The sequence below is a fragment of the Edaphosphingomonas haloaromaticamans genome (assembly GCF_001853345.1).
Taxonomy (GTDB): Bacteria; Pseudomonadota; Alphaproteobacteria; order Sphingomonadales; family Sphingomonadaceae; genus Sphingomonas_E; species Sphingomonas_E fennica.
This window is the reverse complement of record NZ_MIPT01000001.1, coordinates 2,298,473-2,321,717: the sequence shown is the minus strand read 5'-3', so window position 1 is coordinate 2,321,717 and position 23,245 is coordinate 2,298,473. Positions and strand designations below refer to the sequence as shown.

Below are 23,245 nucleotides of genomic sequence, written 5' to 3'. Positions count from 1 at the left end.
ATGATGAAGAGCTTTCGGATCGTCCGCGCGGGGCTGGCGTTTACGGCGATCATGGCGGCGCTGCCGGCCGACGCGCGCGTGCTGGATCCGGCCAAACCGGAAGACGCCGTCGAGGTCATGAAGCGCGCGCAATGCGGCCCAAAAGACGGAACGCCCGCCGTCTATCACTGGTCCGGCAGGATATATTCGCGGGTGGAGGGCGAGCCCGATCGGCTGCTGCTGGCCGGCGAGGGCATGAACATCCGCCAATGCGTCACCGTCACCGATGCCAAGCGCGGCACCGGATATCGCCAGGTCAGCCGCGAAGTGATGATCTTCACCGATCCGAAGACCGGGGAGATCGTCCGCAACTGGACCAATCCGTGGACGGGCGAGACGGTGGACGTGATGCACATCGCCAACGACCCGGTGAACGTGCCCGCCGCCTTCCCCTATGGCGCGGACGGCAAGCCGTTCCGCCCCGGATTCAGGCGCATGGGCCCGTGGCTGGCGATGCCGATGGAAGTCCCGCTGTTCTACAACAATGTGCTGGCCGGCGATTATCAGGATTATGTCGGCGGCAAATATCACGCGATGGAGATTTTCGACTTCATCGCGCCTGCGGCCGAGATCCTGGACACCCGCAATCCGACCGCCCATCCCTCCATTTCCTGGGTGCGGATATCCGACTGGATGCCGTGGATGAAGATGCGCGGCCGGCAAGGCCAGCTCGTGTTCAATGCGGTCGGCACCAAGCTCAACAGCTTCGACGAGTTGCCGGCCTTGCTGAAGGACGAGATCGCGGCCCGCTATCCCGCCTACACCCAGGCGCCGCCGACCGACGATGCCCGGCCCAATGAGACGACCTGGACCGCCTTCCGCAAATGGATCGACCAGCGGCGCCAGCAGCAGGAGCGGCGGCCGGCAGAATAGACCGCCCTCCCCCTCGGCCTGCGGGCCGGGCAGCGCATCGCCATGCAGGATGACCCTGCATGGCGACCATGCTCATTGGCATCATTCCATTTCATAAAAGATGCATCTTTTCTGCAACACACCCCTCATTAATCAACATTTTCATGATAATTTGTCCGGACATATAATCAATATTTGTCTGGACAACTTTGCAACCGCTCGCAATGCTGCGCCCGCCTGACGGAGGACCGTCGGCCTGGGGAAGGGGCAGTTCATAATGAGGGAAACCAATATCGCGCGCAGGATCGCACTCCTGCTTTCCGGCACCGCATCCGCGCTGGTCGCCATGCCGGCGGCCGCACAGACCGCGGACGCCGCTACGACAGCCGGCGCGGCGGGCGAGGAGACCATCGTCGTCACCGCCCGCAAGCGCGAGGAAACGCTGCTGGAGGTGCCCATCGCGGTGAAGGCGTTCTCCAGCGCGTCCATCCAGGACAAGCTGGCGCAGGACATCGTCGACCTCGCCGATTTCACGCCCGGCTTCCAGATCCAGGAAGCCTTCGGCCGCGATGGCGACCGGCCGGTGATGCGCGGCGCATCGAACATCCTGTTCAGCGATGGCAAGGTCGGCATCTTCCTGGATGGAGCGCCCTATTTCGGCGATTTCTCCTCGCTCGATCTCGCCAATGTCGATCGCGTCGAAGTGATCAAGGGACCACAATCGGCGGTATTCGGGCGCGGCACGCTGAGCGGCGCGATCAACGTCGTGCTCCAGCGCCCCGGCGATGAGCTGAAGGGCAAGATCACGGGCGCGATCGGCAATTATGACCGGCGCGAGCTGAGCGCCTCATTGTCCGGCCCGATCGTCGAGGGCGTGGGCTTCCAGGTCGGCGCCAAATATTTCGACGTGGACGGCCAGTTCAAGAACAGCGCCGTTCCGGGCGAACGGCTGGGGGACCAGAACACCAAGCAGTTCACCGCCGCCCTGTTCCTGGACCCCACGGCCGATATCAGCGCTTCGGTGCGCTGGCTGCATCAGGAGGATGATGACGGCCATTTCGCGATCGGCCTCCAGCCATCCAGCGCGAACAACTGCTACCTCACCACCCGGCCTTATTATTGCGGCGTGGTGAAGGCGCCCAAAAGCTACGGCCTTAACACCGATCGGCTGCTGCATTCGGGGCTGGACCGCAATGCCGATCGCTTCATCGGCGATATCTCCTGGGATATTGCCGGATCGGGATATGAGGCCTCGTTCCAGGCCGGCTACAGCGACCTCGTCGAGGTGCAGGGCGTCGACCAGACCTATGACGATCGCGCCTTCCTGTTCCTGCCCGCCGCCCTCTGCGGCACGTCTTATTATGCCCTGCCGAATCAGGACTGTTCGAAATCCAGCTTCGAGGCCACCAGCGGCCAGCACCGCAAGACCCAGACCTACGAGGCACGCATCGCATCGCCCGGCAAGGATCGGCTGCGCTGGCGGATCGGCATGTTCTGGAGCATCGACAAGACGACGCCCAATGCGGACTATCTGGAGTTGAACGAGGTCGGCCCCGAGCTGCTGGACGATACCAAGCGCGTGAAGAACCGTGCCTATTTCGGCGGCGTCGACTTCGACGTGACGGACAACGTCACGATCGGCGCGGAGCTGCGCCACCAGATCGACAAGGTGCGCAATACGACGCCCAGCTACCGCGTGGGCGATGTGTTCAGCCCCGAATATCTCGCCACGGTGACGCTGCCCGATCCGGACCAGATCGTCGGCACGCCCGGCGTGCGGAAGGCGACGTTCAAGGCAACGCTGCCGCGCTTCACGGTCAACTGGAAGGCGGCGGACGATCTTTCCTTCTACGCCCAATATTCGCAGGGTAATTCGCCGGGTGGGTTCAACCCGGTGCGGGCGCCGGAATCGACCTATGACGAGGAAAAGCTGATCAATTACGAAATCGGCCTGAAAACGTCGAAATTCGGGTTCGATTATCTGAACGTCTCCGCCTTCTGGCAGGATTATAAGAACCAGGTGCTCACCAACACCTATGTGGCGAACAACATCGTCGATTCCTACAGCGTCAACATCGGCCGCACCCGTATTCGCGGTATCGAGGTGGAAGGCGGCCTGCCCATCATCGGCCGCACGCTGAAGCTGCAGTTCAACTACACCTTCCTCGACAGCGAAATCCGCAAGGGGATCGAGGCCGAACGGGCGCTGGAACTGATGGGATCGGCCTGCAAGACGGGCAGTGCCGTGAACCTGGACCTCCCGGGATGCCGGAACGCCGCATCCATCGCCGGCAATCGCCCGCCGCTGGTTTCCAAACATACCGGCTCGGTGGGCCTGCGTTTCCAGCATGACGTGACCGATGGCTGGACCTTCTTCTCCGGCCTCGATGTGATCTACCGCAGCAGCTATTTCGATCAGGTCCTGAACCTTGCGGAAAGCGGCAATTCCACCAAGCTGAACCTGCAGGTGGGCGTGCACGACGATGAAGGCCTCAGGATCACGCTATACGGCAAGAACATGCTGGGCGACGATTCGCCTGCCGGCATCCTGCGCTATCTGGATTTCCCGGCACCGCGCACGCCAACCGGCGATTATGCCCGCGCGTTCGGCATAACGCCCGCGCGCAAGGCGGAATATGGCCTCACGATCAGCAAATCCTTCTGATCCTTGCCCGATCGCGGCGGCGGGCGGCCTTGCGGCCGTCCGCCTGCCGCCTTTTACGTTCCTCGATCATCGGAGTTCACAGTGCCCGCTTATCTGATCGTCACCGCCACCATTGCCGATCGCGAGGCTTTCCTGGCCGGCTATGCCGCCAGGGCCGCGTCGCTCGTCGAGAAATTCGGCGGGAAATATCTGGTGCGGACACCGGGCGCGGTGCTGCTCGAAGGCGACTTCGGCGACGGCGGATCGGTCGTGATCTCGGAATGGCCCAGCCGGGAAGCCGCACTCAATTTCTGGAACTCCCCCGAATATGGCGATGCGCGCGCGCTGCGCCAGGGGGTAGCCCACTGCCAGGTGCTGCTGATCGAGGCGCCCGCAATCGGCGGCTGAACCACCCTTCCCTACTCCCCGACAGACGAGGATCGGACAATGTCGAAATTCTATGCCATCATCACCCATGATCGGCCCGGCGCCACGCCCACGCGGATGGAGAAGCTGAAGGAGCATCTCGCCCATGTCGAGGCCGGGCTGGACAGGCTGGCCGTGGCCGGACCATTGCGCGATGCGGCGGGCAACTTCACCGGATCGCTGCTGATCGTAAAGGCGGAAAGCGAAGCCGAAGCCCGCGCCCTGCTGGAGCAGGATCCCTATTATCGGGCGGATATCTGGTCCGATATCGAGATCCACGCCTTCGGTGCGGCAGCCGGCGAATGGGTCGGCGGCAAGACCTGGTAGGCGGGAGGAGCGAGATGGCACGCATCGCACGCATCGACGCCACGGGGGGCCCCGAAGCGATCGTCTGGCATGATGAGCCCCTGCCTCCGCCGGGCCCAGGCGAAGTCCGCGTCCGCCATACGGCCGTGGGCCTGAACTTCATCGACACCTATCACCGGCGCGGCATCTATCCGGTCGATCTGCCGGCGACGCTCGGCGTCGAGGCGGCGGGCGTGGTGGAAGCCGTGGGCGATGGCGTTGCCAACTTCGCCCCCGGCGATTGCGTGGCCTATTTCGGGCCGGAACGTGGCGCCTATGCCACCGAACGCAACATCGCCGCCGCATCGCTGTTCGCCATTCCCGACGATATCGATGACGAGACGGCGGCGGCCGTGCTGCTGAAGGGCTGCACCGCCGAATTCCTGGCGGAACGCTGCGCGAAGGTGGAGGCCGGCTGGCCGGTATTGGTGCATGCCGCTGCCGGCGGCGTCGGCCTGATACTGGTGCAGTGGCTGAAGGCGATCGGCGCCACCGTGATCGGCACCGTCGGCAGCGAAGCCAAGGCCGCCGAGGCACGGGCCGCCGGCTGCGATCATGTCATCCTCTACCGCACCGAGGACACGGCCGCCCGCGTTCGGGAACTCACCGGCGGCGCGGGCGTGCGCGTGGTATTCGACGGCGTCGGCATGGCGACGTGGGAAGCGTCGCTCGACAGTTGCGGGCTGCGCGGGCTCATCGTCAATTATGGCAATGCCGATGCGCCGGTGGGCGGCGTCAACCTAGGCGTGCTGGCGATGAAGGGCTCGCTCTATAATTCGCGGCCGATGCTCTACCATTATTATGCCCGGCCCGACGAGCGCGCCGCCGGCGTCGCCCGGCTATGGGATATGCTGCGCGGCGGCCGCGTGAAGGTGACGATCGGCCAGCGCTACCCGCTGGCGGAAGTGGCCCGCGCGCACGCCGATCTGGAAGCGCGGCGCACCACGGGATCGACCATCCTGCAACCCTGAAGCGAACCGCCCGTCCCCCGCCCGTAGCCGGGGACGGGCCATCCTTCAGCGCCCGATTTCCAGAAGCTCGATCAACTCGCCCGCAACCCCGCGCACCGTTGCGGCACGGCGGCCACCGTAAAGCGGCCCCTCGCGATGCACCGGCGGCGCGATGAAGGCCACGTCGAGCGCATCCAGATCGTCCACGGCCAGCGTGACGAGCGCGTTTCCGGGCGGAAGCTTGCCGGGATCGCCCTGCCGCACGGTCGCCTCGGCGGGATAATCGTCCACCTCCACGATCGGCAGCCGCCCCTTCTGCACCATGGTGATCGTGGTGCGATAATCGGAAGATAGCCCAAACGCCTTGTTTATCATGGAATAAGCCAGAGTGTAGCTGGTCGATATATCCAGCTTCAGCGCCGCTTCGAACCAGTGGAGGCTCGCCTTGCGATCGGGCGTCGCCAATATGGTGATGAAGATATGATCGGTGAGCGATCCGGCCTTGGGCAGGTCGGACGTCGGCGTATTTTCCGCCACCTCGTTCAGATAGATCATCTCCCGGCCCCGGCCGATCACCTGCATGGGGATGAAATAAGGCAGCCCTTCCAGAGCCTTGGGCGGGCCGACCACCTCGAAGCCGCTGCCCGCCAGCCGATCCGGCCAGCCGAACACGTCCTTGACGGTAAGCTCGAAGGCAGCCCAGCCATAGGTGCGGGTCGGCACGAAATCGGCGGGCAGCGGCGCCTCGACCAGACGGATGAAGCAGTGCGCCCCGCTCAGCGGTCGAAGCGCGGCGAACCGCGCGCCCGCGCTGCCGGGGCAGCCCCAGCTTGCCGCGAGATCGGCGGCGATGGTGCCTTGCTCCGCAAGCTCCAGCCCCAGCCGGCCCTGATAGTCGGCCAGCGCAGCATCGAGATCGGGGGTGGAGACGATGCCGCCCGCGATCCGGCCGTGCTTCAGGTAATCGCTCATTTGAACGCCGCCTTGCGCTTTTCGAGGAAAGCGGCGACGCCTTCGCGGAAATCCTCGCCATGGAATGCCGCGCCGAACAGCGCCCGGGTATCGCCATCGTCGTCCGCCTGCCCGTCCAGGATGCGGCGCACCATCTTCTTGGTCTCGCGCACGCTGTGGGAGGATGCCGCGGCGATCGTTTCGGCAAGGGCCATCGCGGCCGCCACCGGATCATCCTCGACGAACTCGATCAGCCCGATGCGATGCGCCTCCCCGGCCGGCAGCAGCTGGGCGGTGAACAGGATGCGCTTGGCCTGCGCCGGTCCCACCAGATCGACCAGCAGCTTGGTATCGTGCAGCGAATAGACCAGGCCCAGCTTGGCAGGCGTGATGCCGAAGCGCGCGCCGCTGCTCGCGACCCGCATGTCGCAGGCGATGGCAAGGCCGCAGCCGCCGCCGACGCAATCGCCGTCGATCGCGGCGATCACCGGCTTTTCCGCGCGGGCCAGCTTGTGCTGGGCGAGGCGGATCGCCTGCTGGTTGCGATCGCGCCATTCCGGATCGAGCACGCCGGTCGAAAATTCGGCGATGTCCGCACCGGCGGAAAAGGCCCCCGGCGCGGCCGATTGCAGCACCACCGCCCGGATCGCGGGATCGGCCATCGCCTCGTCCAGCAGCGCCGGCAGCGCCTCCCACATCGCCTGGGTGAAGGCGTTGCGCTTTTCCGCCCGGTCGATCAGCAGCCGGGCGACCGCGCCCGTCCTCTCCAGCCGCAGGCTCATGGCTTTTCCACCGTGGCGAGGTGCTGCGCGATCTCGCGCCGGGTGGCAATCCACACGTCCTGCCGGGCGGCGACATGGCGGAAGAATTCCTCCAGCGCCCAGATGCGGCCCGGCCGGCCGATGATGCGCAGGTGCAGCCCCAGCGACATCATCTTGGGATTGCCCGCCTCCCCTTCGCGATAGAGCTGGTCGAAGCAGTTCCTGGCATATTCCAGCCACTGCGTCGGCGTCATCGCCGGATCGGTCCACATCTTCATGTCGTTGGAATCGAGCTGGTAGGGCACGATGGCGATGGGACGTCCGGGCACGGTGCCGCGATCCCAGAAGGGCACATCGCCCGAATAATCGTCCATATGATATTCGAAGCCCTCCTCGATCAGGAGGCGCCGGGTATTGTCCGTATGGAAATAGCGGCTGAGCCAGCCATAGGGCCGGACGCCGACCGTCTTTTCGATCGACTGCACGGCCTTGCGGATGAATTCGCGTTCCTGGGCCTCATCCATCTTGAACTGATGCACCCAGCGCCAGCCGTGGCTGACCGGCTCATGCCCCAGATCGGCGATGGCGCGCGCGATTTCGGGGTGGTTTTCCAGGCTCAGCGCCGCGACCGTCCAGCTTGCCTTCACGCCATGTTCGCGCAGCAGCTTCACCACGCGCGGGGCGCCGGCCTTGATGCCGTAGAGATAGTTGGATTCGTTGCCGTAATTGCGGATCGGCGATTTGATGTGGATGCCCAGCTCATCCACCGGCTCCATGCCGCGGTCGCCCCGCGCCACGGTCATTTCGGACCCTTCCTCGACATTGACGACCACCGATAGCGCCACTTTCGCGCCGTTCGGCCAGTCGATCCGTTCTTCCCGCATCAATGCATCTCCTCCCCGCCCGAGACGTTGAGCGCCTCGCCGGTCACGTAAATCGCGTCGTCGGACGCCAGCCAGGCGCAGGCGGCGGCGGTATCGCTGCCGAGGCCGGGGCGTCCCATCGGGTTCTTCCGCTTCATGTTTTCGAGATAGGCCGCGACCGTATCGAAGCCGAGCAGCTTGGAGAAATACTCGTTCTGCCTCGCCCCCAGCCCGGTGGTGACATGATTGGGGCAGACGGCGTTGACGGTGATGCCATGCTGGCCAAGCTCGATGGCATTGGACCGCGTTAGCCCGACCATGCCGTGCTTCGAGGCGGTATAAGGCGCCATGTGCGGAAAGCCCGATTTCGCCGCCTGGCTGGCGATGTTGATGACCCGGCCGCCCTTGCCCGCCGCGATCATCGCCCGCGCCGCCGCCTTGGTGCCGTGGAAGGCGCCGGTCAGGTTGACGCCGATCACTGCTTCCCACTCGCTGGCGGAGGTTTCGAGGAGGGGCTTCATGATGTAGCCGATGCCGGCATTGTTCACCCAGATATCGAGCGAGCCGAACGCCTGGATCGCGCCCGCCGCCAGCGCCTCGCAGCTTTCCTCCGATCGCACGTCGCAGGGTATCACCGCCACCTGGGCGCCGCGCGCGCGCAGCTCGGCCGCCACGGCCTCCATCTCGTCAGTGGTGCCGATGTCGCCCGCGCCCATATGCTCGGCCGGGCGGCCGAGATCGGAGACGACGCAATTCGCCCCTTCATCGGCAAAGCGCTGGAGGATCGCCTGCCCCAGCCCCTTCTCACGGCCCGATCCGGTGACGACGATCGTCTTCCCTTCGAACCGCCGCATCACAAGGTCTCCGTCAGGATGAACTGCGGATCGTCGGCGAACTGGCGGAACTCGCCGGCCACCTTCTGCACCGCCTCGCTCGCAGCATCGGCGCCGAAGGCCGCCATGTCGGTGATGTCGATCACCTCGAAATAGGCGTAGGGCGAAGGCTGATCGCTGCCCAGCACGCCGGTGGCGCGATGGACCTGGAAATCGCTGACGGAGGGGAGCGCGCGAACGCCCGGAATGTCGGTCGTCCGCGCCCAATTCTCATAGGCGGCCGGATCGGCTTCGGGCTTCAGGTTGAACAGCACGATGATCCGCATGGGGGCACTCCTTCTTCAGAATCAGATCAGCGGGGACGGCACGAAACCGGCAAGGCCGGCGTCCAGCCTGCGGGCGAGCGCGATCAGCCCCGCCTCGCCGCCCGGCGCGCCGACAAGCTGCACCGCCACCGGCATGCCATCGCCGTCCAGGCCGGCGGGAATGCTGATGGCGGGCAGGCCGGCGATATTGGCGAAGGCGGTGAAGGCCGATTGGGTAACGGGCGGGCGGCGGCTATGCGCGAAGGCGGCTTGCGGCGCGGTGGGCATCAGCAAGGCTCCGTCGCCAGCGATCGCGGCACGGACGCCCGCGCGGGTGCGTGCGATCACCCCTTCGGCCCTGGCGACATCGGCGGCGGGGACGCCGCCGGCATAATCCAGCATGAAGCGAAGCTCGTCCGACAGGCTTTCCGGCGCTTGGGCGCGCACGGGGCCGAGATGGTCGATCAGTTCCCGCGCCGCCACCACGAAGCCGGCGAAGCGGATGTCAGCGGCGCCGTCCTCGGGTGCGAATATCGCCTTCGGCATATCGGCCAGCAGCACGGCCGCGCGCTCATAGGCGGCAAGCACGGCGGGTTCGCACCCCAGGCCATCGAAGCTGTCGAGCAGCAGCAGGCGCGCGGGCGGAGGTGCGGCAGGCGCGGGATCGGCCAGCACCGCCAGCACCGCTTCCAGATCGTCGATCGATCGGGCGATCGGGCCGATGCTGTCGAGCCATTCGCTCAGCGGCACCAGCCCGGCGTCGGGGATCGCGCCATGCGTCGGCTTGATGCCGTAGACGCCGTTATAGGCGGCGGGAATCCGCACCGATCCCAGCGTATCGGTGCCAAGCGCCGCCACGCAAAGGCCCGCCGCAACCGCCGCCCCGCTCCCGCCCGATGATCCGCCCGGCGTGTATCCGGCGCGATGCGGGTTCATCGTCCGGCCGAACCAGGGATTGTCCGTCGTCGCCCCCAGCGCCGCCTCATGCATGTTGAGCGTGCCCAGGACGATCGCGCCGGCCGCGCGCAGCCGGGCCACGGCGACGGCATCCTCATCCGCGGCGATGCCGCGCCGCGCCGCCATGCCGGCATTCCATTCCAGCCCGCGGACGGCGATGTTCGATTTCACCGCGACCGGCACGCCTTCCAGCGGGAGCGCGCGTCCCGCCGCGATGCGCGCGCCGCTTTCCACGGCCGCGGCCCGCGCGCCCGCAATGTCGATCCCGACATAGGATCGGATCGCGGGATCGTGGGCATCGATCCGTGCCAGATAATGATCCACCACCTGAGCGGGCGTGACGTCACCCGCGCCATAGGCCGCACGCAGCCCGGCTATGTCGAGCTGGTGCAGCGGCGTCACAGCTTGCGCTCGTCGATCAGGCGGATCGGCTTCTGGCGGACATCGATCTGGGTGGCGGCGGCGGTTTCGCCCACGCCCACCAGGACCACCGAAACCTCCACGCCCAGCCCCTGGCGCAGCAGCCCCGCGATCTGGCCGTGATCGGTCCCGCCGCGGCTTTCCAGCGTCACACGCATATCGTCGCGCCCGGCCGCGTCGCGGCTGACATGGCAGACGAACTCGCCCGTCAGGTCCGGCCGGTTCTCGATCAGCGCGCCGATGGCGTGGGGGAAGACGTTGATGCCGCGCAGCTTCACCATATTGTCGCTGCGGCCCTTGAAGCCGGCGATGCGCTTGAACACCATGCCCGTCTGGTTCGCGCCCGAAAGCTCGTGCGTGATGTCATGCGTGTTGAAGCGGATGCAGGGCGCGATATCGTCCTTGAACAGGCAGGTGACGACCATGTCGCCGGTATCGCCCACGCCCACCGGCACGCCGCTGTCGACATCCAGCAGCTCCAGATATTGCGCGTCCTCCCACACATAGAGGCCGTCGCGTTCCGGGCCTTCGCCGGCGATCGATCCGGTATCGCCCACGCCATACCAGTCATAGGCCTTGGCCCCGCCCCACGCCTTTTCCACGCTGGCGCGATCCTCGGTGCCCAGATGCCCGCAGATCATCTTGATGTTGATGCGGTCCAGCAGCCCCTCGGCCTCAGCCGTCTCGGCAAGCTTGCGGATATAGTCGATGAAGCCGACCAGCACCGACACGTTGAAATCGGCCATCAGCCCGACCTGGTTGACCGATCGCGTCTCGATCCCCGTGCCGGCGGACAGGAAGATCGAGTTGGTGAAATGCGTCACCGCCTCGCGGATATAGTGGCCGCCGTTGATCATGCCGTGGCCGTAGACGGACTGCACGACATCGGACGGGCTCACGCCCTGCCAGCGATACATGCGGCCGACGAGCAGGTTGGTGATCTCCCGCCCCTTCGGGCCGAACAGCAGCGCCTGCGGCCGGCCGGTGGTGCCGGATGTGGTGTGGAAGATCACCGGCGCCCGATCCGGGGAAGTGCCGACACCGCCGAAATCGCCATAAGGCGGATGATCGGCGATCGACGCCATCAGATCGCTCTTGTCGTAGACGGGCAGGCTGGTGATGTCCTCCAGGCTCCGGATATCGCCGGCCTCGATGCCCTTCGCGCCCCACAGGCGCTGGTAGAAGGGGATTTCCCAGCCGCGCTTCATCAGCTTCAGGAAGCGCCGGTTCTGCAGGGCGTGCAGCTCGTCCCGGCTCATCGCGGTGTAGCGCGCGGTGAAGGCGTCGCCGACCGGATAGTCCTCCAGCATCTGCTTGGCATCGAAGGCTTCGAAATAGGTCGGGAAGGTCATGCTGGCTCCGGACGTGTGAAATAGGAAAGCGGGTCGGAAAAAAGGCGCGGATCGGGCTCGGCGCGCGCCAGTTCGCGAGCAAGGTCGCGCTTGGCGGCGGTCTGCCCGGCGCTCATCGCGGCTTCGGGGTGGCCCAGCGTATTGGGGATGGCGCGTTCGATACGGGTGCCGTCGCGCAGGGTGATCGCCAGGCGCTGCGGCGACAGCGCGTTGAGATCGGGATTGTCGTCGACGGTGATCGCCAGCCGATCGGCCAGCGCCAGGATCGCGGGATCGACAAAGGTGGCGGCGGTGAAGCGGCGCGGATCGATCCGTTCGTCCGTCAGCATCAGCGCCACCAGCAGCGGCAGGCAAAGCCGCGCATAAGCGGGCGTCATGTCCCGCTTCATCGGGCGGCCGACCAGCCGGGCGATCAGCGGCGGCACGAAGGCCTCGATGCGCTCGATCGAAACGGCGTCGATCGCCCCGTCGCGCATCAGCATGTCGATCGTCGCCAGAACGGCATGGCTGGCGCGGCCGGAAGGAAAGGGCTTGATCGAAACCTCGGCGATCCGCCAGGTCCGCCCCAGATCGCGCGCATAGGCCGCCGGATCGCCCTCGTCGAACAGGCGGAAATAGCCGAAGGGACCTTCCAGCGCGTCGTGCGGCCCGGTCAGGCCGGCCTTGACGAGATCGACGGCGGCAATGGCCGATCGCGCGGCGCCGGCGATCTGAAGCGGAAGGGCTATCGATCCTTCGACATGCGCCTGCATCGTGCCGGCGCATTGCGAATAAGCCAGGCCCAGCACGTCGGCCATATTCTCCACGCCCTCGATCCGGGCCACTGCCAGGGCCGATCCGATGCAGCCCGCCGTCGCCGGGCGGAAGAAGCGCAGCGGCGTTTCGGCCGCGAGGCCGAGGCCGCTCGCAATGTCGACGCCCACGGCCAGCGCGACGAGCGCCTCCTCCGGATCGCAGCCGCCGCGCCGGTCGATCGCGGCGAGAAGCGAGGCGGTGACGGTGGAAAGCGCGTGGACGACCGCCGGCTCATGCACCGCGTCCCATTCCAGGCAATGGATCTGGAAGGCGTTGACGAAGGCCGCGCCCACCGCCGGCAGCCGCGCATCGCGCGCGATGATGCGGGCATCCCCGCCCTGCCCCCAGCCGCTGGCGGCGGCGAACACGCCTTCCGCGCCCGGCGCAGTCGATCCGGCGGCGCCGGCCGCCAGCGTATCGCCCAGCAGATGAAGCGCCGCCGCGCGCGCAGGATCGGGAAGCCGATGCTCCGCGCACGCGAAATCCAGGATGCGGGCCGTGGCGCTCACAGCCAGCGATCCAGCAGATCGGTGATGTCGGACACGCGCCCCCCCTCCAGCGCGATGCCGATCGCCTCGTCGATCGCGCCCGCATCGATCCCGCCCCAGGCCATCAGCTCGCGCGCCTTGGCGATCACGCCGTCACGGTCCAGCGGCCGCTCCGGATCACCCAACGTATCGATCAGCGTCACCTCGCCGCCCGCGCTGGTGATCCGCGCACCGAAATGCGCGGGATAGGCCCCCGTCATGTCCGGCGCCTCGATCACCGACACGGCGGCGCGGGCATCGGCCAATGCCGCGATCGCATCCGGCTCGAAGTCCTGAAGGCGCGGAATGCCCCGCTCCATAACGATCGCCACGGCATGCTGGATCGAGAATTTCGCTTCCTGCACGGTGCGGGGCGTCGGCCGATCGCAGAAGACCAGCGCATCGCGATAAGTGGCCAGGGTGACCGGGCCGGAAAGGCCCCCTTCCGCCTTGAGGAGAAGCGCCGCATCGATCGCGGGGTGGGCGTGGCGGCAGGCGCCCCACGGCTTGAAGCTGACCTCGCCGATCCGCCAGGTATCGGCCAGCACGATCTCTCCGGGTGCGGCGCATGTCGCCGCGAACAGCCCCTGCGGGCCTTCCAGCACGTAACGCGGACCGGTGACGCCCGCCATCGCATAACGCGCCGCCGACGTTCCCGTGGCAACCGCATGGGCGAGGTGCCATTGCTTGGCCATCACCGGCTCGTGCCGCATCTGCCAGAGGCCGCCCGCGACCGACCCGGCCAGGCCGAGCGCGGCGACGGTCTGGCCGATGTCCGCCCCCAGCCGGCTCGCGGCAGCCGCCGCCGCGCCGAAGCCGCCCGCCGTCGCGGTATTGTGCCAATGGGCATAATGGCGGCCATCGAACATCGCGCCGATGGTGATCATCGCTTCATAGCCGCGCACGGCGGCGTCCAGCGCATTTTCCAGCCCGTCGTCCACCGCATCCCCGCCGATGCCGAGCGCCGCCGGCCACGCCACCGGCCCCGGATGCAGGATCGCCGTGCGATGGACATCGTCCATCTCCAGCACATTGCCCAGCCATGCCGCCCTGTCGACCGGCCCCACGCCTGCCATGGCGGATTGTATCCGCGCGATTTCGGACGAGCGCGCGCCCGCGACGCAGCCCAGCCAGTCCAGCAGGTGGAGCCGGGCATTTGTCCGGACAATTTTCGGAACGGGGCGCCGCAGATGCTGTGCAAGCCGTTCGATTAGGCTATGATCGGCGGCGTTCACCGGCAAAGCTCCGGGACGTGACAAGTTGGAAGGGGAGTGAATTCTTGTCGGCGACGACTGAACAGGCCGCCGGTAGCAGTGGGCGCAAGCATCGCTACCAGGAACTTGCCGAAGATCTGCGCCAGGGAATATTGCGCGGCGACTTTCCCGATCCGGCGCAATTCCCAACCGAAAGCGTGCTCTGCGCGCGCTATGGGGTAAGCCGCTTCACCGTGCGGGAGGCCCTGCGCGCGTTGCAGAATGAAGGCCTGATCCAGCGCCGGCGCGGTTCCGGCACGGTGATCCAGCCGGCTTCCGCGCGCGGCGGCGCGCTGCACCAGCCTTTGTCCAACGTGGGCGAAATCCTGCAATATGCGCGCGACACCGAATTCCACTTCACGCCCAAGGGCATGGTGCCGCTGCCCAGGAAGCTGGCCGCGCATGCCGGCATGGCGCCGGGCGGCCGCTGGTATCATTTCCGTGGCCTGCGGACGAGCCGGGGCCTGAAGGAACCGATCGCGCTGACCGACGCCTATATCAGCCAGGACCTGGAGGCCGCCGCGCGCGAAATCCTGCCCAACGAGGCGATCTTCCGCCAGCTCGAGCAATTGTCCGGCGTCCGCATCGCCCGCGTCACGCAGGACATACAGGCCGTGCCCGCCAGCGGCCCCGTGGCCGCCGAGCTGGGCATCCCGCGCCGCAGCGCCTGCCTGCGCATCCTGCGCTGCTATCTGGACGCCAACGGCCGGGTGCTGGAACTTTCGCTCAGCCACCATCCCGGCAACCGCTTCGCCTATTCCATGCATATCGACGTCGACAAATAGATCAGCCATCGGCGCCCAGCTCCGGTGCGGGGCGGGGCGCCCAGGGGGCATCGCCGGCAAAGCGGATCGGCGGCGCGATATGGTGCGCGCCGCCCATCTCGACCACGAGCCCGCGTTCCGCGACATGCGGTTCGGCCAGGGCCTCGCGGAAATCGAGCACGGGCGAAAAAGCGACATCCTTGTCCGCGAACCAGGCGACCCACTGGTCGCGGCTGCGCGTGCGAAAGGTTTGGCGCAGGAAGGCGATCAGCGGCGCCTGCGCCTCGCCCGGCGCCTCGGCACCCAGCGCCACCAGATCGGGCCGGCCGAGCGCGTTCAGCAGGTTGGCGACGAACTTCAGCTCCCGCCCGCCCAGCACGACATGCCGTCCGTCCGCCGTTTCATAGACATTGTAGAAGGCCGCTCCGCCCAGCGACCGCTGGCTGTCCGATCGCGGCGGATCGCCCCCGCCGATCGCCGCGCCGGCGATATGCGCGCACCAGGGGATCATCGCGTCGAACATGGCGATATCGACATAATCGCCCTGCCCGGTCCGATCCCGGCCGATAAGCCCCATCAGCACCGCCGACAGCGCGGTCAGCCCGGCGGCCATGTCGGCGGACGGCGCCCCCGGCACCACCGGCATGCCATCCGGGCCGTCATTGACGGAAAGGAAGCCCGCCATCGCCTGCACCGCCATGTCGTGCGCGGGATGATGGGCCAGCGCGCCCTTCTGCCCGAAGGCGGAGATCGAGCAATAGACGATGCGCGGGTTTCGGGCGGAAACCGCATCATAGCCGAAACCCAGCCGGGCGGTCACGCCGGGGCGGAAGCCCTCGATGAACACGTCCGCGTCGGCGATCAACGCCCACAGCGCCTCGCGCCCGGCATCGGACTTGAGATCGAGCACGACGCTTTTCTTGCCCCGGTTGAGGTTGCGGAACCAGATCGACTGGCCCGCCTCGAACGGAGCCTGATCGCGGGCGGGATCGCCGGCGGCCGGCTCCACCTTGACGACCTCGGCCCCGTGATCCGCCATCATCACCGATAGCATCGGCCCCGGCAGGAACTGGGACAGATCGACGACCTTTATGCCCGATAGCTTGCCCATGCCTCAGATCACGCCTTTCGCCCGGAAGGCCGCGACTTCGGCGGCGGCATAGCCGGCCTCCGCCAGCACATCCTCGGTATCGCTGCCCAGCAGCGGCCCCGCGCGGTTCGGCAGGCGCTGGCCATCGATCCGGATCGGATTGGCGAGCACGCGCATGTCGGCCCGGTCGGGATGGGCCACGGTATCGACCATGCCCGTCGTGCGGAGATACGGATTGTCCAGCGCCTGATCGAGCGAGAAGACCGGCGCCACCGGCATATGCCCGCCCAGCAGATCGACCCAGTGGGCAGTCGGTTGCCGTTCGAACACCGTATCCAGGATGGCAACGAGAGCATCCCTGTTTTCCAGCCGATCGGCGGGCTTCAGGAAACGCGGGTCCTCCGCCAGCTCGGGCAGGCCCAGCCGGTCGAGCAGCACCGTCCAGAATTTCGGGATCTGGGCCATCACGAACACCCAGCCGTCCGCCGTCCGGAACATCTGGCTCGGCGTCACGGAAGGATGCGCGGATCGCGACGTGCGGCCGGTCACGTCGCCCGCGTTCAGATACCACATCGCCGGATAGCTGGTCTGGTGGACGGCGGTGGACAGCAGGTCGACGTCCACGTCCCTGCCCTGCCCGCTGCGGCCCGCATCGAGCAGCGCCGCCAGCAGGCCGATCGCCATCATCGTACCCGTCATGAAATCGACGATCGACAGGCCGAAGCGCGTGGGCAGCGCATCGGGCTCGCCGGTCATCGCCATGAAGCCGGCTTCCGCCTGCATAAGATAATCATAGCCCGGCCAGCGCGTGCGTTCGTTATCGCGCCCATAGGCCGAAAGATGCGCGCACACGATCGCCGGATTGGCCGCCTTCAGATGATCGTAGGTAAGGCCGATCTTCTCCGGCAGGTCGCCGCGCAGATTGTTGACCACCGCGTGCGACTGCGCCGCCAGCCGGTGGAGGATTTCCTTCCCCTCCGCCGTGTTGAGGTCCAGCGTCAGCGATCGCTTGTTGAGGTTGAAGCTCTGGAAGAACAGGCTTTCATTTTCGCGCAGGAAATGAGGCCCCACAGCACGCGCGCTGTCGCCCGACCCCGGCTGCTCGATCTTGATGACCTCCGCGCCGAGCTGGGCCAGGAACATCGTGCCATAGGGTCCCGCCCCATATTGCTCGGCTGAAAGGATGCGGTATCCGGCCAGTGGAAGATGGGACGTCACACCGGGTTCCTCTTGATCCACTGCTTGGCGATGATCATGCGCTGCATCTCGTTGGTGCCCTCGCCGATGCACATCAGCAGCGCATCGCGATAGAAGCGCTCGATCTCATATTCCTTGGAATAGCTGTAGCCGCCGAAGATGCGCATGCCTTCCTCGGAATTGCGGACGGCCGCTTCGGAGGCGAAGAATTTCGCCATGCCGGCCTCCATGTCGCAGCGCTCGCCCCGGTCATAGGCCTGGGCTGCATTGGCCACGAGCAGGCGGGCCGCCTCGGCACGCGTCACCATCTCACCCAGCTTGAGCTGGATCGCCTGGTGCTGGGCGATGGGCTTGCCCATCGTCTTGCGGACCTGCGCATATTCGGTGGCCAGCCGCAGCGCGCCCTCGGCCAGGCCCACGCCACGTGCGGCGACGTTGATGCGGCCCAGCTCCAGCCCGCCCGTCGCCTGGAAGAAGCCCTCGCCTTCCACGCCGCCGATCAGGTTTTCGGCCGGAATGCGATAATCCTCGAAAACCAGCTCCGCGCTGTCGATCGCCTTGTAGCCCAGCTTGTCGAACTTCTTGCCGACCTTGAAGCCTTCGCCCTTGGGGGCGATGAACAGGCTGATCCCCTTATAGCGGGGCTCTGCCTTGGGGTCGGTCTTCACCAACAGCGCGAAGCAGCTTCCCTGGATGCCGTTGGTGATCCAGGTCTTGGTGCCGTTGATGACATAATCGTCGCCGTCGCGCACCGCTGTGGTGCGGATGCCCTGCAGATCGGTGCCGGCATCCGGCTCCGTCAGGGCAAGGCCGCCGCGCACCTCGCCACTGGCGAACAGCGGCAACCATTTGCGCTTCTGCGCCTCGGTGCCGAACCGCTCCACCGCCGCGGACATGATGAGGTGCGAATTGACGATGCCGGTGATCGCCATCCAGTAGGATGATATCCGGGTAATGATCTTGGCATAGGTGGTCGCCGGCAGGCCGAGACCGCCATATTCCTGGGAGATGGTGGCGCCGAAAAGCCCCATCTCCTTCATCTGCTCGACCAATGCTGCCGGCCATATGTCGCCATGGTCGTGATGCATCACGACGGGGCGGACCTCGCGTTCGATCCAGCGATCGATCGCGTCGAGGAAGGCGGCTTCCTCGGCCGGATCGATATGCCTTTGGGCGTGTTCGGACATGCCAGCGCCCCTCAATCGTCCATCGGACCGCAACCGCGCTTCCAGATCAGCATGGTGCGGTTGAAGGTGCAGACGATATCGCCGTGCTGGTTCTTGCCGGTCGTCTTGACGGTGACGACGCCCTGTTCGGGACGCGAGCTGGATTCGCGCTTCTCGATCACCTCGCTCTCGGCATAGAGCGTGTCGCCGGGGAACAGCGGCTTGGTCATCTTGATATTGTCCCAGCCCAGATTGGCGACGGCCTTCTGGCTGATGTCGGACACGCTCATGCCCACCATCAGGGCGACGGTGAAGGGCGAGCAGACCAGTGGCTTTTCGAACTCGGTCTTCTTGGCGAACTCATAATCGAAATGCGCCGGATGCGTGTTCATCGTCAGCAGCGTGAACCACACATTGTCGGTATCGGTGATGGTGCGTCCGGGCCGGTGTTCGTAGATATGGCCGACGACGAAGTCCTCGAAATAACGGCCGAAGGTTTCCCGGAAACGACCGGGGCTGACTTCCACTACACCCTCACGCATCATTCTTGCTCCGCATGTCCAAAATCCTTTGGTATCGCCGCATGATCGGTGCTTCGAGCATGCGGCCATTGAAACGAACGGCGGCGCCACCGGCCGCCTGAAAAGCGTCTTGCGCCTGCCTGGCCTCGGCCACTTCCTCGGCCGTCGGGCGCAGCACCGCGTTGATCGGATCGACCTGCGCGGGATGGATCGCCGCCTTGCCGGTGAAGCCCATCGCCTTGGCGGCGCGCGTCTCCTCGACAAGCCCCTGCTGGTCGTCGAGGCGGATGAACGGCACGTCGATCGCGGGAACGCCCGCCCCGGCGCAGCCCAGGATGAAGGCCCCACGCGCCGCCTGCAGCGGCCCCCAGGCCAGATCCACGCCAAGTTCCGCCGCGAAATCGCCACCGCCGAACATCATCGCGGCAACGCCGGGCGCGCCGGCGATCGAACCTATCGCATCGAGACCCTTCACGGTTTCGATCAGCGGCACGATGCCCGGCGCGCGGGCGCCGAGCACGGATCGGATGATCGCGATCTCGGCGGCGTTTTCCACCTTGGGCACGAACAGCAGGGACGGCAGGCGCGGGGCATCCGCCAGCGCCAGCAGATCCTCCAGCCCGGCCCGCGTCGTCATTCCGTTGATACGCAGGACGAGGCGATCGACCCCTTCCGCGATCGTGGCGATCGCGGCGGCGCGCGCCTCGCCCTTCCCGGATTCGGGAACGGCATCCTCGAGATCGATGCACACGACATCGGCGTCCGACGCCAGCGCCTTGCCGAAGCGATCCGGCTTGCTGCCCGGAACGAACAGCATGGTGGATATGATGCCGATGGCGGTCAACGGTGTCTCCCTGTCAGGCCCTAAGAATTTGTCCGGACAACTTATAAGTCAAGCGCAAAAAGCCCGGCGCTCCCCCTGGCCTCAAAATGGCTTCACGGCGCCGAGATAGGATGTGGCGATCAGCAGGGCATAAACGACGAAAACCCAGATGCGGGTGCGATCCATCGTCCGGCGGAGCGGCACCTCGGTCTCGTCGCTGGAACCTTCCTTCAGCAGGCGGCCGAGCTGCGGCCCCACCGGCTTGAAGGCGACGTCGATCATGATGGCGGCGGCGAAAATGAGGCCGAAAAGCAATGCCTTCATCGCCAGCCAGGTCTCGGCGAGGGGCGCGCCCTGTGCCAGCGACTGAACCCCCAGCCAGAGATAGCCGAGGGTGATCGCGTTCTTCAGCCAGAATTCGATTCGCCGGTTGCGCGCGGCGCGCGGCGTCATGTCGTGGAAATGCGCGTCCCACACGAGCCAGAGCCAGACCAGCCCCGCCGCCCAGGCGCCCGCCAGCAGCCACGCCGGCACCGCCCAATAGCCGCCCAGGGAAACCACGGAGAGCGAGACCGGCACCATCAGCGCCCAGGCCGTGCGCGGCGTCATATCGATCAGCACGAGGAGCTTGAGCAGCGCGATCCGCTGATCGAGCGTGTAGACGAAGCGCTTGCGGAAATGCTGCCCCGCCAGGAACACGCCCACGTCGCCGCCAAGCCACAGAACGAAGAGCAGAAGGTGGAAATAGACCAGGCTCGGATAGGCCAGATCGGCGACGCTCATAAAATTCTCCCGTTTGCCCCGCGATGGGTTGACACACCCGATCGTACATGAAAATTTGTCCGGACAAATCATAAAAAGAAGCCGCAGGTGGATACGCGACACCGGGTCATCAGGGAGATTAAAAATGAATCGCTTTCTGCTCGCCGCAACGACGGCGCTTACCGCTGGATTTGCAATTGCTCCGCTTCACGCACAGACCGCCGCGGCTGATGCGCAGGCCGCGACGGACGCATCGATGGGCGGGATCGACGACATCGTCGTCACCGCCCAGCGCCGTCAGGAAAGCGTTCAGAATGTGCCGATCGCGATTTCGGCCTTCTCGGGCGATCAGCTTCGCAACCAGGGCGTTTCGAATACGCTGGAACTGGGCCGTTTCGTCCCCAACCTGGTGTCGATGAACAATACCGGCATCGGGTCCGCCAACGCCTTCTACCTGCGCGGCCTCGGCAATACCGAAACCATCCCCACCTTCGATCCGCCGGTCGGCACCTATGTCGACGACATCTATCTCAGCCGCCAGAATGCGAATAATATCAACCTGTTCGATGTGGAGCGCGTGGAAGTGCTGCGCGGACCGCAGGGCACGCTGTTCGGCCGTAACACCACGGGCGGCGCCGTCAGCGTCATCCTGAAGGAACCGGGCAAGGAATTCGGCGGCTTCGCCGAGGTCGGCTATGGCCGCTACAACAAGCGCGTGGCGCGCGCCTCGGTGGACGTGCCGCTGGCGGACAGCTTCGCAATTAAGATCAGCGGCTATTGGCAGAATGACGATGGCTATGTGAAGAACGTCACCACCGGCCAGCGCCTCAACGACGATGACGGCTGGGGCGTGCGCCTGGGCGTGCGCGGCGAGCTCAGCCCTTCGGCCCGCTGGACGAGCTCCTATGCCCATATCGTCGCCAATGGCGAGAATATCCTGAACTTCGATTGCAATCCGGCCGATCCCACCGACTGCAAGGGCCGGTTCGCCACGACGGGCATTCCCACGGGCAAAAGCTCCACGTCGTCGCCTTTCGCCTCGCTGCCGATCAGCGGGCGCAAGAAGAATTTCCTGATGGGGAATTACACGACGACCGATCTGATCACGTCCAACCTCGAATTCGACGTCGGCAAGGATCTCACGCTGAACCTGATCACCGGCTATGTCAGCCAGGATCAGCAATATGCGCTGGATTTCTATGACGGCCGCTCCGGCCCGTCGCTGTCCAATCCGGTGCCGCCGGTGATGGGCTATACCCGCGGCGGCTTCGCCATCCTCACGGACGGCCAGCACGAACAGTTCAGCCAGGAAGTGAAGCTCAACGGCAGCCTTGCGGATGGGCTGATCGACTTCGTCGGCGGCGCCTTCTACCTCGTGGAGAACAACCGCACCGATTTCGCCGACACCTTCACCCTGGCACCGACGACCACGCTGGTGCTGGCCGATCGCCTGCTGCGCAACAAGACGGAAGCGCTCGCGGGCTACATGCAGGCGGATTTCAACGTCACCGACCAGCTCAAGCTGACGGCCGGCATCCGCTATACCGACGAGACCAAGACCTTCAGCCTGCACGACAACCGGGCGAGCTGCAACGACGGCACCGTCGAGGCGACCTGCATGGATACGCCCAACCTGATCGCACCTTCGGGCCTGCTGGTGCCGGACAAGCTGAAGGCCAAGCTGTGGACGCCGCGCTTTGCGGTGAACTACAAGGCGACGGACGACGTACTGCTGTTCGCGTCGGCCACGCGCGGCTTCAAGTCGGGCGGCTGGAATGCGCGCGCCACCGCGACCAACGCCTTCCTCCCCTTCGGCCCCGAAAAGGTCTGGAGCTACGAAGCCGGCATCAAGTCCGACTGGTTCGATCGCCGCGTCCGCGCCAACCTGACCTTCTTCTACACCGACGTCACCGATCTGCAGACGCCGTCCGCGCTCGTCGCGGCCAACGGATCGGCCACCTTCATCACCCGCAATTTCGCCGACATGCGGAACAAGGGCATTGAGGCCGAATTCGTATTCGTGCCGGTGGAGAAGCTCAACCTCTACGTGAACGCCGGCTATCAGGACGCCAAATACAAGATCGATCGCAACGCGCCGGATCTCGACGAATATGGCATCCAGTCGGTCAATGCGCAGCAGCAGGCCTGCCTGGCCCTGCTGGCGGCGGGCAACATTCCCGGCGGCACCGGCACCACGGCGGCCTGCGGCGCGGGCATCGTCACGCCCGACGGCAAGATCGCCAAGCCCACCCGCACGCCGGAACTGACGCTGGCCTTCGGCGGCAATTACGAACTGGGCCTGGGCAATAGCGGGCTGACCCTGGTTCCTTCGATCAACGCCAGCTTCCGCACGAAGCAGGAAACCAACGCCGCCAACTACACCATCTACAGCGGCGAGATCACCGGCACCAACGGCACCTACCCGGCCAATCCCTACGAAGGGGATATCCTGACGGGTTCGCACGCCCCTTCGGCCTGGTTCATCAATGCCAGCCTCGCGCTGAACGGCGTGGACAAGAAGTGGCAGCTTTCCGTCTCGTGCACCAACTGCTTCAATGAGACGGCGGCGAACACCTCGCTCGTCAACACCCGCTACATCGACCAGCCGATGACGTGGATGGCGCGGGCCCGCTACAACTTCTGATCCGG

General features: G+C 65.9%; 22 protein-coding genes. 7 read left to right on the top strand and 15 right to left on the bottom strand.

All coding sequences use genetic code 11. The features are described from left to right. The 5 genes from BHE75_RS10795 (at position 1) to BHE75_RS10775 (ending at position 5,277) form a co-directional block, all read left to right on the top strand. Positions 1-912 carry a DUF1838 family protein gene (locus BHE75_RS10795; protein ID WP_191225182.1) on the top strand — a complete coding sequence of 304 codons (912 nt, stop codon included), beginning with the start codon at positions 1-3 and terminating at the stop codon, positions 910-912. 256 nt (positions 913-1,168) lie between these two features. Continuing rightward, a complete protein-coding gene (locus BHE75_RS10790; protein ID WP_070933858.1) occupies positions 1,169-3,556 on the top strand; it encodes a TonB-dependent receptor in 2,388 nt (795 codons plus the stop codon). Positions 3,557-3,637: 81 nt separating this feature from the next. Then, complete coding sequence (locus tag BHE75_RS10785; RefSeq protein WP_070933857.1) at positions 3,638-3,943, top strand: DUF1330 domain-containing protein; 306 nt, start codon at positions 3,638-3,640, stop codon at positions 3,941-3,943. Positions 3,944-3,982: 39 nt separating this feature from the next. After that, positions 3,983-4,288, top strand: coding sequence for a YciI family protein (locus BHE75_RS10780; protein ID WP_015456860.1), 306 nt, complete (start codon positions 3,983-3,985; stop codon positions 4,286-4,288). A 14-nt stretch (positions 4,289-4,302) separates the two neighbouring features. Further along, the gene (locus BHE75_RS10775) at positions 4,303-5,277 is read left to right on the top strand and encodes a quinone oxidoreductase family protein (RefSeq protein WP_070933856.1); all 975 of its coding nucleotides are present in this window, start codon (positions 4,303-4,305) and stop codon (positions 5,275-5,277) included. A gap of 45 nt (positions 5,278-5,322) precedes the next feature. On the opposite strand, the gene BHE75_RS10770 is transcribed toward BHE75_RS10775, so the two are convergent. The 9 genes from BHE75_RS10770 to BHE75_RS10730 are packed head-to-tail and all read right to left on the bottom strand — an operon-like array spanning position 5,323 to position 14,255. Then, on the bottom strand, positions 5,323-6,228 hold the full coding sequence (locus BHE75_RS10770) for a hypothetical protein (protein ID WP_070933855.1): 906 nt from the start codon (positions 6,226-6,228) through the stop codon (positions 5,323-5,325). After that, positions 6,225-6,989 carry an enoyl-CoA hydratase/isomerase family protein gene (locus BHE75_RS10765; RefSeq protein WP_070933854.1) on the bottom strand — a complete coding sequence of 255 codons (765 nt, stop codon included), beginning with the start codon at positions 6,987-6,989 and terminating at the stop codon, positions 6,225-6,227. The genes BHE75_RS10770 and BHE75_RS10765 overlap by 4 nt, the downstream gene beginning before the upstream one ends. Then, positions 6,986-7,852 carry a polysaccharide deacetylase family protein gene (locus BHE75_RS10760; protein ID WP_070933853.1) on the bottom strand — a complete coding sequence of 289 codons (867 nt, stop codon included), beginning with the start codon at positions 7,850-7,852 and terminating at the stop codon, positions 6,986-6,988. The genes BHE75_RS10765 and BHE75_RS10760 overlap by 4 nt, the downstream gene beginning before the upstream one ends. Then, positions 7,852-8,685, bottom strand: a complete 834-nt coding sequence (locus tag BHE75_RS10755; protein ID WP_015456855.1) for an SDR family NAD(P)-dependent oxidoreductase — start codon at positions 8,683-8,685, stop codon at positions 7,852-7,854. Before BHE75_RS10755 ends, BHE75_RS10760 begins: the two co-directional genes overlap by 1 nt. Then, positions 8,685-8,990 (bottom strand): hypothetical protein, encoded by a 306-nt coding sequence (locus tag BHE75_RS10750; RefSeq protein WP_015456854.1) that lies wholly within the window; start codon positions 8,988-8,990, stop codon positions 8,685-8,687. Before BHE75_RS10750 ends, BHE75_RS10755 begins: the two co-directional genes overlap by 1 nt. Positions 8,991-9,011: 21 nt before the next feature. Next, the gene (locus BHE75_RS10745) at positions 9,012-10,328 is read right to left on the bottom strand and encodes an amidase (RefSeq protein ID WP_084653120.1); all 1,317 of its coding nucleotides are present in this window, start codon (positions 10,326-10,328) and stop codon (positions 9,012-9,014) included. Then, a complete protein-coding gene (locus BHE75_RS10740) occupies positions 10,325-11,698 on the bottom strand; it encodes a phenylacetate--CoA ligase family protein (protein ID WP_015456852.1) in 1,374 nt (457 codons plus the stop codon). The genes BHE75_RS10745 and BHE75_RS10740 overlap by 4 nt, the downstream gene beginning before the upstream one ends. Further along, positions 11,695-13,002: an MmgE/PrpD family protein gene (locus tag BHE75_RS10735; protein WP_070933852.1), complete on the bottom strand. Its 1,308-nt coding sequence runs from the start codon at positions 13,000-13,002 to the stop codon at positions 11,695-11,697. Before BHE75_RS10735 ends, BHE75_RS10740 begins: the two co-directional genes overlap by 4 nt. Further along, complete coding sequence (locus BHE75_RS10730) at positions 12,999-14,255, bottom strand: MmgE/PrpD family protein (RefSeq protein WP_236626825.1); 1,257 nt, start codon at positions 14,253-14,255, stop codon at positions 12,999-13,001. Before BHE75_RS10730 ends, BHE75_RS10735 begins: the two co-directional genes overlap by 4 nt. Before the next feature lie 44 nt (positions 14,256-14,299). Here BHE75_RS10730 and BHE75_RS10725 point away from each other — a divergent pair, with 44 nt between their 5' ends. Next, on the top strand, positions 14,300-15,058 hold the full coding sequence (locus tag BHE75_RS10725; protein ID WP_084653491.1) for a GntR family transcriptional regulator: 759 nt from the start codon (positions 14,300-14,302) through the stop codon (positions 15,056-15,058). Between the two features lies 1 nt (position 15,059). On the opposite strand, the gene BHE75_RS10720 is transcribed toward BHE75_RS10725, so the two are convergent. The 6 genes from BHE75_RS10720 to BHE75_RS10695 form a co-directional block, all read right to left on the bottom strand. Then, positions 15,060-16,148, bottom strand: coding sequence for a CaiB/BaiF CoA transferase family protein (locus BHE75_RS10720; RefSeq protein ID WP_070933850.1), 1,089 nt, complete (start codon positions 16,146-16,148; stop codon positions 15,060-15,062). Between the two features lie 3 nt (positions 16,149-16,151). Next, the gene (locus BHE75_RS10715; protein ID WP_015456847.1) at positions 16,152-17,345 is read right to left on the bottom strand and encodes a CaiB/BaiF CoA transferase family protein; all 1,194 of its coding nucleotides are present in this window, start codon (positions 17,343-17,345) and stop codon (positions 16,152-16,154) included. Next, positions 17,342-18,511, bottom strand: a complete 1,170-nt coding sequence (locus BHE75_RS10710; RefSeq protein ID WP_070933849.1) for an acyl-CoA dehydrogenase family protein — start codon at positions 18,509-18,511, stop codon at positions 17,342-17,344. Before BHE75_RS10710 ends, BHE75_RS10715 begins: the two co-directional genes overlap by 4 nt. An 11-nt stretch (positions 18,512-18,522) precedes the next feature. Continuing rightward, positions 18,523-19,032: a MaoC family dehydratase gene (locus BHE75_RS10705; protein ID WP_015456845.1), complete on the bottom strand. Its 510-nt coding sequence runs from the start codon at positions 19,030-19,032 to the stop codon at positions 18,523-18,525. Further along, positions 19,025-19,855, bottom strand: coding sequence for an HpcH/HpaI aldolase/citrate lyase family protein (locus BHE75_RS10700; RefSeq protein WP_084653115.1), 831 nt, complete (start codon positions 19,853-19,855; stop codon positions 19,025-19,027). The genes BHE75_RS10705 and BHE75_RS10700 overlap by 8 nt, the downstream gene beginning before the upstream one ends. A gap of 81 nt (positions 19,856-19,936) precedes the next feature. Further along, positions 19,937-20,617 carry a hypothetical protein gene (locus BHE75_RS10695; protein ID WP_015456843.1) on the bottom strand — a complete coding sequence of 227 codons (681 nt, stop codon included), beginning with the start codon at positions 20,615-20,617 and terminating at the stop codon, positions 19,937-19,939. Positions 20,618-20,741: 124 nt separating this feature from the next. Here BHE75_RS10695 and BHE75_RS10690 point away from each other — a divergent pair, with 124 nt between their 5' ends. After that, the gene (locus tag BHE75_RS10690; RefSeq protein ID WP_015456842.1) at positions 20,742-23,240 is read left to right on the top strand and encodes a TonB-dependent receptor; all 2,499 of its coding nucleotides are present in this window, start codon (positions 20,742-20,744) and stop codon (positions 23,238-23,240) included. Positions 23,241-23,245 lie beyond the last annotated feature (5 nt).

Bases quoted from the DNA above. Each gene is read 5' to 3' on its own strand.
- BHE75_RS10795 (WP_191225182.1), top strand. From the start codon at position 1: ATGATGAAGAGCTTTCGGATCGTCCGCGCGGGGCTGGCGTTTACGGCG.
- BHE75_RS10790 (WP_070933858.1), top strand. From the start codon at position 1,169: ATGAGGGAAACCAATATCGCGCGCAGGATCGCACTCCTGCTTTCCGGC.
- BHE75_RS10780 (WP_015456860.1), top strand. From the start codon at position 3,983: ATGTCGAAATTCTATGCCATCATCACCCATGATCGGCCCGGCGCCACG.
- BHE75_RS10775 (WP_070933856.1), top strand. From the start codon at position 4,303: ATGGCACGCATCGCACGCATCGACGCCACGGGGGGCCCCGAAGCGATC.
- BHE75_RS10770 (WP_070933855.1), bottom strand. From the start codon at position 6,228: ATGAGCGATTACCTGAAGCACGGCCGGATCGCGGGCGGCATCGTCTCC.
- BHE75_RS10765 (WP_070933854.1), bottom strand. From the start codon at position 6,989: ATGAGCCTGCGGCTGGAGAGGACGGGCGCGGTCGCCCGGCTGCTGATC.
- BHE75_RS10760 (WP_070933853.1), bottom strand. From the start codon at position 7,852: ATGCGGGAAGAACGGATCGACTGGCCGAACGGCGCGAAAGTGGCGCTA.
- BHE75_RS10755 (WP_015456855.1), bottom strand. From the start codon at position 8,685: ATGCGGCGGTTCGAAGGGAAGACGATCGTCGTCACCGGATCGGGCCGT.
- BHE75_RS10750 (WP_015456854.1), bottom strand. From the start codon at position 8,990: ATGCGGATCATCGTGCTGTTCAACCTGAAGCCCGAAGCCGATCCGGCC.
- BHE75_RS10740 (WP_015456852.1), bottom strand. From the start codon at position 11,698: ATGACCTTCCCGACCTATTTCGAAGCCTTCGATGCCAAGCAGATGCTG.
- BHE75_RS10720 (WP_070933850.1), bottom strand. From the start codon at position 16,148: ATGGGCAAGCTATCGGGCATAAAGGTCGTCGATCTGTCCCAGTTCCTG.
- BHE75_RS10710 (WP_070933849.1), bottom strand. From the start codon at position 18,511: ATGTCCGAACACGCCCAAAGGCATATCGATCCGGCCGAGGAAGCCGCC.
- BHE75_RS10705 (WP_015456845.1), bottom strand. From the start codon at position 19,032: ATGCGTGAGGGTGTAGTGGAAGTCAGCCCCGGTCGTTTCCGGGAAACC.
- BHE75_RS10695 (WP_015456843.1), bottom strand. From the start codon at position 20,617: ATGAGCGTCGCCGATCTGGCCTATCCGAGCCTGGTCTATTTCCACCTT.
- BHE75_RS10690 (WP_015456842.1), top strand. From the start codon at position 20,742: ATGAATCGCTTTCTGCTCGCCGCAACGACGGCGCTTACCGCTGGATTT.